Source organism: Kosmotoga sp. DU53 (genome assembly GCF_001639905.1).
Classification (GTDB): domain Bacteria; phylum Thermotogota; class Thermotogae; order Petrotogales; family Kosmotogaceae; genus Kosmotoga; species Kosmotoga olearia.
This window is the reverse complement of the sequence record NZ_JGCK01000048.1, coordinates 1-6,559: the sequence shown is the minus strand read 5'-3', so window position 1 is coordinate 6,559 and position 6,559 is coordinate 1. Positions and strand designations below refer to the sequence as shown.

The 6,559-nt window shown below is 39.5% G+C and carries 6 protein-coding genes; all 6 read right to left on the bottom strand.

The annotated features are described in order from the left end of the window. Positions 1-973, bottom strand: a 973-nt coding sequence (locus tag DU53_RS06710) for an HD-GYP domain-containing protein (protein ID WP_153020835.1), incomplete at its 3' end; no start/stop codon positions are given. A 366-nt stretch (positions 974-1,339) separates the two neighbouring features. Continuing rightward, positions 1,340-2,356, bottom strand: a complete 1,017-nt coding sequence (locus DU53_RS06705; RefSeq protein ID WP_082853859.1) for a reductive dehalogenase domain-containing protein — start codon at positions 2,354-2,356, stop codon at positions 1,340-1,342. Between the two features lie 446 nt (positions 2,357-2,802). Next, on the bottom strand, positions 2,803-3,033 hold the full coding sequence (locus DU53_RS06700) for a hypothetical protein (protein ID WP_063728174.1): 231 nt from the start codon (positions 3,031-3,033) through the stop codon (positions 2,803-2,805). A gap of 126 nt (positions 3,034-3,159) precedes the next feature. Continuing rightward, positions 3,160-3,777 (bottom strand): class I SAM-dependent methyltransferase, encoded by a 618-nt coding sequence (locus DU53_RS06695; RefSeq protein WP_063728173.1) that lies wholly within the window; start codon positions 3,775-3,777, stop codon positions 3,160-3,162. A gap of 9 nt (positions 3,778-3,786) precedes the next feature. Further along, the gene (locus tag DU53_RS06690) at positions 3,787-5,838 is read right to left on the bottom strand and encodes a copper-translocating P-type ATPase (protein ID WP_082853858.1); all 2,052 of its coding nucleotides are present in this window, start codon (positions 5,836-5,838) and stop codon (positions 3,787-3,789) included. A 232-nt stretch (positions 5,839-6,070) separates the two neighbouring features. Next, positions 6,071-6,559: HD-GYP domain-containing protein (locus DU53_RS06685; protein ID WP_153020834.1), on the bottom strand; the 489-nt coding region annotated here is incomplete at its 5' end.

Below are 6,559 nucleotides of genomic sequence, written 5' to 3'. Positions count from 1 at the left end.
GATGAATTTTACCAATTACGTTTGCGCCAATTTCAGGATGTTTCTTTACAATTTCAAACTCCTCGCTGGTAAGTTTGCCCTTCTTGTTAAGAATAGATTCGGGGATGCCTATTTTCCCAATGTCATGAAGCAAAGCGGCATTGTAGAGCTTTTTCAGCTTTTTACGCCGTAATCCCAATGCTTTTCCAAGGAACATACAGATCATAGCGACTTTTTTCGAATGATTGACGGTATATTTGTCTCGCTGTTCAAAGAACCAAACCAGACTTTTAAGACCATCAGTCTGATAGTAAATATGTATTTCTCTGTTTATAATGCTTCGAATTATCAACACCATTAGAAAGGCTATGGCAACAGAGCTAACGAAGTGGAAAAAACGCAGTGGAGGTTGTTTGATTTTATAGTGAAGCCCAAAAGCGAAAGGCTTCCCTTCATTCACGATATCAACTAATGTGGTAAGACCATGCAATTTAAGAAGAGTTTCGAGATCCAATTCGCACCTCACTACCCGATCTTTAATCACGTTTTCAACGAAATCATCATAAATGTTGAACAAAATAGACAATCTGCCATTTTCAGAATAAATAAAATAATAGCTGTCAAAATCCTGAAAGTCTTTTGGCCTGTCAATCAGCTCTATAGAAGAGATATATTCAGAACTATCAAGTATTTCATCAAAGTTTTCCTGAATAAAATCGGCTTTTTCTTCAGTAACTGCGTTATAAAATTCGGTCCATTGAAAATACCCAAGAGAAAGCTTTTCAGCGACTAATTGAACTGAAAGCTCAAAAGCATGCATATGGCCTTTTATTCTTTCGTTGTACCTGGTGAGGTTGAGCTTGTAAAATCCTGCGATGGCGATAACAAAAACCAAAACAAAAACAAAAATGGAACTCAAGAGGGTAACTTTTCTTCCAGCGTTCAGTTTGGCCATTTTTCCACCACCCGGTTCCATTTTTCTAAACTTTATCATGGCAGAATTACAACTGATTACTCAGATCGATTTCGAAATGCAAATGTAACTTTACTTTTTGTATTGGTTTCAAAATGCGAACTACTTTACCTTAGAGAAGGTAGAGCTTCTAAATTCCGTCGCTAGAGGGTTGTTCTCTGGTATGAATTAGGACGATTCCGGCCCTAGCAACAGTTCAAGGCATTTCCTGGAACGGTACACAAAAGGTGAAATCAATGAAAAAGAAGACCTTGATAAACTAAAAATCTCCATGTGATTGAGCCATTGAATCTATAAAATCTATGATTCTTATTTCTCATTTTGAAAATAATGATCTTCTTCGACCACCCTTCCCAAATTATTTGGAAGTAAGTGGTACCAACAAGCTTAATTTGGGTTTTTGTTTTTATTCAGGTACTTTCTAAGAAGCTTGGAAGGTTCTTTCGAATATTCTGGTTTTTCGAGTTCTAAAATATCTATCCCTTTACCAAAGGGACAATGTTTTATGCACACCCCACAGTCGGTACCTACATTTCTCCAGAACTCGTAACATTTTTCTTGATCGATTTGCCATCTAAGTTCACCGTCTATAAATTCACGGTCCCTTTCAGGAATCGCTCTACCCGGACAAGTTGTGGCACACAGCCCACACACATTGCAAAATTCATGAATTTCAATTTCGAGTTTTTTGCCAGGTGTTAGAGGCATATCCGTTGTCACAACTCCAAGCCGAACCAAAGGACCGTATTTTGGAGTAATAAGCAACCCGTGCCTTCCTATCACACCAATTCCTGCGTCCTGTGCCACAAGAGTGGTAATAACGAGATAATTTGCGTCCATATGAACACGTGCCTTATAACCTAGCTCGCGAATGAAATATGCCAGTTGCATACCAATAATAGCTGCTTCTACATAAGCTCTCGAACTTTCTATAATTTCAGGAGTTGCGGGCGCTTTTTCCACAGCCTCTCTTTTCATTTCCACAGTGAAGGCTATCCCATAAGGAAGAAGCTCTTTAATCTCTTCACCGTAATGTTCTAGCTGTCTTCCTCTATGGCTGTAATAATGGTAATCCCGCATTTTTACTGTTTTTGCATGCTTTGCCCCATAATAAAGGGCGAGTTCTTCGATTCTCCAGCTGATCTTCTCCGGATCAACAGGGACTTTTGAGGGATTACTCTTGCCTTCCACCAAATGATTGAGCTCAGCTAAAAATTTGAAATTTGCGATTGCAATGTTCGAATCAATAGGATTGTAAGTTGGCGTTTCGGGCGAGCACAGCTCAGGTTTGGCCCTAAGTCGGTCGTCTAATTCCTTCTTTTCAGGATTTTTTGTAGTAGTAGTCTTTATATTCTTTTGTACCCATCTTATAAACCATTCTTGCAAACATCGTATCTCTCTCATCGTATCTTTTCATACATTCTCTCCCCCAAACACAGATTGAGAAGCGTCGCTTTTCTTCAAACTTGTTTATGATTATATAACATACGGCTGCCTGACATTAAAAAAGCGAGAATGGATGTTGAAGATTGGAAAAACCGAGAGCCGGTGCTCAAGATCCGAGAGTCCGAGAAAGCCGCTTCGCGGTGATAAAAATTGTTGTAGGTTGTACGGAAAGATCTGAAACCTGAGAAAAAGCCGGAGGTTCACGACGTTGATGTTGAGATTCGCTTCTAGAAATTGAATTAACCGAGTTAAATTCAAGTGTTTGCAAGCATGAATACATATTTTCAGATTAGAGACTTTACATGACTTGAACTTTTTCTTTTTGCGAGGAGTCAATAAAGTAAGTTGCCCCTTTTACATAAAGCAATAGAGAATTAAAGGCACCAGTTTGGTGCCTTTAATTTTTACTGGTTTTCTTGAATAATTCGTTCGATTTCATTTAATTCTTCTACAATCGAATTCAGGCGTTTGAGTGTCTCCAGTAGGTCTAAACCTTTTTTTAAGCAGGCCTCCTCGACGGTATCCATTTTTGCGCAGCAAATATCAAAACCTAATTTACCCACTTCTTCATATAATCTCGAATGCAGATTCATGATCTCGTTCAGTGTCATGCCTTTCGTTATTTCGGGCAGCATAAAAACATCTCCCTTCAACGACACGGTATCCCAAATCCCGGAAGCATCACAAAATTATGGGCTATAATAGTGATACTTAATACCAAAACAACTATCAAAATAAAAGCCGTTAAAACCTTTACAGAATCACTTCCTTGTTTTTCTGCAAATAAACATTCTTACGACATCAGAAACAAGATGAATCTCTTCCTCTATTTCAAAGTTTGCACGTAAAATATTTGCCTTTGTATCGCGAACAGTGCTTGTGCCCAAAAGCGGTTTGGTAACAAAATTTGCCAGATATAGAAAGAAATTTATTAAATAGTTGTCGCTTTTCATATGCTCGAGAAAAATAGCTTTCCCTCCGTACTTCAGAACTCTCTGTGCTTCCATTAAACCTTTGACAGGGTCGGGGACAGTACAAAATACAAAAGTAGAAATCACTATATCAAAAGATTCATCAACGAAATTCATACTTTGTGCATCCATTTCCAGCAAAGTCAACTTTTTGCCTTGGAACGTTCTCATCCTTTTCTTCGCAACTTCAAGCATGCCGGAGCTGAAATCTATCCCGATGACTTTCACACCATAAGGATAATAAGGAATGTTTTTTCCCGTTCCGATCCCTATTTCAAGAACTCTTGCACCGTACGGAATCTTTTCCATGAGTAACTTCCTGTATTTTGAAAAAATTCTTTTTTCCATTCCACCTTCAAAAAAATCATATATGCGGGAAAACCTGTTATATTTTTCCCTCGCTCCCATACCGTAACATCAGGCCTTCAAAAGTCTCGCATTTATAGCGACTATTACTGTACTTAAACTCATTAAAATAGCTCCTACCGCAGGACTAAGTAAAATGCCAAGTGGATAGAGTACTCCAGCAGCTAGAGGAATGGCCACTACGTTGTAACCAGTTGCCCAAACCAAGTTTTGAATCATCTTTCTATAAGTTGCCCTGGAAAGCGTAATAGTCTCTACTACGTCCTCGGGATTATCTTTCGACAGGATAATGTCAGCGCTTTCAATGGCAACCTGTGTCCCAGCACCTATTGCTATGCCTGCATGAGCTTCAACAAGTGCAGGGGCGTCGTTGATACCGTCACCTACCATGGCAACAATATATTTCTTTGCTAAGGCTCTCACTTTTTCAGCTTTTTCATGAGGAAGAACTTCAGCAAAATAACCGTCCATACCAAGTTCCTTCGCAACCGATTCTGCAACAATCTTATTATCACCTGTCAGCATGTACGTCTTTATTCCTAATTCACGTAGTCTAGCAATAGCTCTTTTGGACTCCTCGCGTATTCTGTCTCCAAGCGCGATTGCGCCAGCAATGGAATCATCAGCTAACAAGAAAACAACTGTTTTTCCACTATGCAATAAATTTAAGATACTCTCTTCTGTAATTTTGATTCCCAATTCAGTAAGATATTGAGGACTCACTATGCTGTATTCAGATGTACCAATATAACCCTTAGCCCCTTTTCCAGGTATAGCGGTAAAACCAGTAACTTCCACAGGTTTTACTCCCAGATTTTCACCGTATCTTGTAATAGCTCGGGCGATAGGATGTTCCGAATTAACTTCCAGAGATGCTGCGAGTTTTATGATCTCGTCTTTTGAAAGATTTGATAGACTCAAAACATCTGTTACCTCAAAATTTCCTTCAGTAAGAGTGCCGGTTTTATCGAAAATCACCATATTCACATCTTTTATTCTTTCAAATGCTTTTCGGTCTCTGATGAGAATCCCTTTTTTGGCAGATTTTGATGTTGAAACAGAGACAACAAGAGGCACCGCCAGCCCCAGAGCGTGTGGACACGTTATCACCATTACTGTAACCATTCTTTCCAATGCGAATAGAAAAGATTTACCTATTAATAACCATATACTAAGTGTCGAAATACCTGAGACGATGGCAATCAACGTCAACCAGAACGCTGCTTTATTTGCCAGGTCCTGGGTTCTTGACCTGGTAGCCTGGGCCTGTTTCACAAGTTTTACAACTTGCATCAAATACGTGTTCTCGCCAGTGTTCTTGATTTTAACTTTCAAAGCACCGTCATGATTTATCGATCCACCGATCACTTCAGCTCCGGGACTTTTAAAAACTGGATGTGATTCACCTGTAAGCATTGATTCATCGACACTGCTTGTGCCTTCAACAACTATCCCATCGGAAGGAATTTTTTCTCCAGGTTTTACGAGCACGAGATCACCAGGTTTTATCTCTTTCATAGATACATCTTTAATACCTTCGGGAGTGATCAAATGAGCGTCAACAGGCATGAGCTTTACAAGTTCTTCAAGAGCTCTTGAAGCGCCAAGCACAGAGCGCATTTCAATCCAGTGTCCAAGGAGCATGATATCGATTAACGTGACTAATTCCCAGTAAAAGGTCTTCCCTCTTATCCCCAGAGTCACCGCTACGCTGTAGAAAAAAGCAACACTGATCGCCAGTCCAATAAGTGTCATCATTCCAGGTTGTTTTGATATGAGTTCTTTTCTCATTCCTTTAATAAAGGGAAGGCCACCGTAAACATACACCGTCGCTGCTAAAAGAAAAAGAACATACTTATCAGCGGCAAAAGATATGCTATAACCCAACAGCCCTTGGAAAAACGGAGAAAGTAACAACACTGGAATTGTGAGGATTAATGAAACAAAAAATCTTTTTTTGAAATCATCCAGCATATGTTGGTGATGAGAATGACTTACATCTGAGTTCTTGTTATTCGTGACATGATTGTGAGCACCAGAAAGCTCCTTCTTAATAGCTTTCTCATGAGCATGCTTGCTTGAATGCTTTACATTTCGATCCATTTTGCCACCTCCAACCCCCTGGTGGGGGGGTGATTCACCACGATTTTATCTCAAAGTTCATTACAACAAAATTACTTTCTTGAAACATATTTCGTTCTCGGGTAAATACATTAATTTTATCGAGGAATTTTCGGAAGCGTAAGATATAAAGATATTTCCAAGTGTTCGCACTGGCTATCGGTAAGTTTCTAATTTCGTACGAGACTTTATGATTTCTTGCTTTCGTGTGGGCTCATTTTAGTTTCAAAAGTTCATCCCTTGAGAATTTATAACAGTATGATTTTTTATTTTCCAAAACAAGCAACGAATTTAACGCTTTCACTATCTCCTCGAGGTTTTCTTTCAATACTTTGACAATATCCTGGTCTAATGCCATGTTTTCCATTATTCTGATTGCTCCTTCAGGTGTCATGCCAGGACGATAGGGCCTATCGCTCACCAGTGCATCGAATACGTCTGCTACGGCTAGAATACGGGCAAGAAGCGGTATTCTATCTTTCGAGAGTCCCTCAGGATAGCCGCTCCCATCTGTCCTCTCGTGATGGTAAAGTATGATAGGTGCCAAATCCTGCAGTTGATGAATTTTACCAATTACGTTTGCGCCAATTTCAGGATGTTTCTTTACAATTTCAAACTCCTCGCTGGTAAGTTTGCCCTTCTTGTTAAGAATAGATTCGGGGATGCCTATTTTCCCAATGTCATGAAGCAAAGCGGCATTGTA